Annotated in this window: 1 protein-coding gene; it reads right to left on the bottom strand. The window is 68.6% G+C overall.

What is annotated here, in order from left to right; all coding sequences use genetic code 11:
* Positions 1–340: 340 nt before the first annotated feature.
* The coding region (locus SB4_RS18450) for a M16 family metallopeptidase (protein ID WP_193753893.1) at positions 341–1,577 on the bottom strand (1,237 nt) is incomplete at its 5' end.

Here is a 1,577-nt window from a genome sequence, read left to right as displayed (position 1 = left end):
TACACCAGCCGTAAGATCGTCGGCAGCGTCAGAGGGGTATAAGAGACAGGGTGAGGGACTGGCGGTCGGCACAGGGCGCGAAGCCCGACGCCAAGCCCCATGCGCGGCCAGCACCAGGCCGAACGTCAGCAACAGACCGACCAAGATCAGCCAGCCCTGCACCATCCGCCGTACCGTTCGCTTCGCCACCTGCAATGCGTGGAGTGTCCTTGGCCTGTCCGTGTTCGCTCAGGCGCTTATACCCGACAGGGTTAAGGATTTCGCGTATCGGCGGATGATCGCCAGGCGGTCGCCCCATAAGAACTCCTCCCCAAGCATCGCCTGGGGAGGAGTGGGATGATCAGCGCAGCTTGGGCGAGTCCAGGTTCACCGCGTCGGCCGGGATGACTTCGACATCGGGATGCGCGGCCTTCAGCGCAGGCAGGAATTGCTTGGCGTCGCCGACAACGATGATGCTCGCCGCCTTGGGATCGAGCAGCGCGGCGGAGGCCGACTGCACCGCCGCCGAGTCTACCGCCTGCACGCGCGGGATGTAGCGGCTCAGCTCCTCCAGCGGCACGCCCTGGAGCGTATAGTTGGCGAGGATGTCCGCGATACCGTCGGTCGTCTCGATCGTCCGGCCGAAACCGCCGACCAGCACCGCCTGGCGCGTCGCCAGTTCGTCCTGCGGGACGGGTGCGGTGCCGAGCAGGCGCATCTGCTGGTCGATCAGCCCGACCACTTCGGCGGCGGAGGGATTCTTGGTCTGGGTACGGGCCGAGATCATGCCGATATCACGCCCCGCCGCCACCGAGCTGCCCGCGCCGTAAGCCAGACCGCGCTTGATGCGGATTTCCTGGTTGAGCCGCGACGAGAAGCCGCCGCCCAGCACCGTATTGGCGACGGCCAGTGGGTAATAACGGTCATCGGCTCGGCGAATGCCCGAACGGGCGACGACCACACCCGCCTGTCCGGCATCGGGCATGTCGACGACGATGACGCGCGGCGCAGGGAAGGCGGGCTCGGCGGGCTTGGCCGACGCCGATGCCGGGCCAGCGACCCGCCAGTTGCCCAGATACCGCTCCGCCAGTGCCTTGGCCTGGGCCGGGGTGACGTCGCCGACGAACAACAGGGTCGCCTGGCCGGGCTTCCAGCTGCGCGCATAAGCGGCGGTCAGGTCGGCGCGGGTCAGCGCCTTCAACGAGGCGGGGGTGCCCGACAGCGGCTGGCCGTACGGCCGCCCGCCATAGACGACGCGGTCGGCGACCATGGCCGAAAGCTGCGCCGGGTTCTTTATCGCGACGTTCAGGCCGTCGATCGACTGGGTCCGTGCGCGATCGATCTCGGCTTGCTGGAAGGCGGGATGGGTCGCGACATCGGCCAGGATCGTCATCGCGGTGTCGGCCTGGGCCGAGGGCACGGTCAGGTCGATGGTCGCGCCGTCATCCGACGCACCCGCCGAGATGGAACCGCCCAGGCTTTCGACCGCGCGGGCGATCTCGGTTGCCGAGCGGGTCGTGGTGCCCTTGGTCATCAGCTCGGCCGACAGGCTGCTCGCGCCCGCCTTGCCGACCGGATCGGTCGCCGCACCGCCCAGC

The sequence above is a fragment of the Sphingomonas sanguinis genome (genome assembly GCF_001476905.1).
GTDB lineage: Bacteria > Pseudomonadota > Alphaproteobacteria > Sphingomonadales > Sphingomonadaceae > Sphingomonas > Sphingomonas sanguinis_B.
Note: the sequence above shows the minus strand (reverse complement) of the source record. Positions and strands in the feature narration are given on the sequence as shown.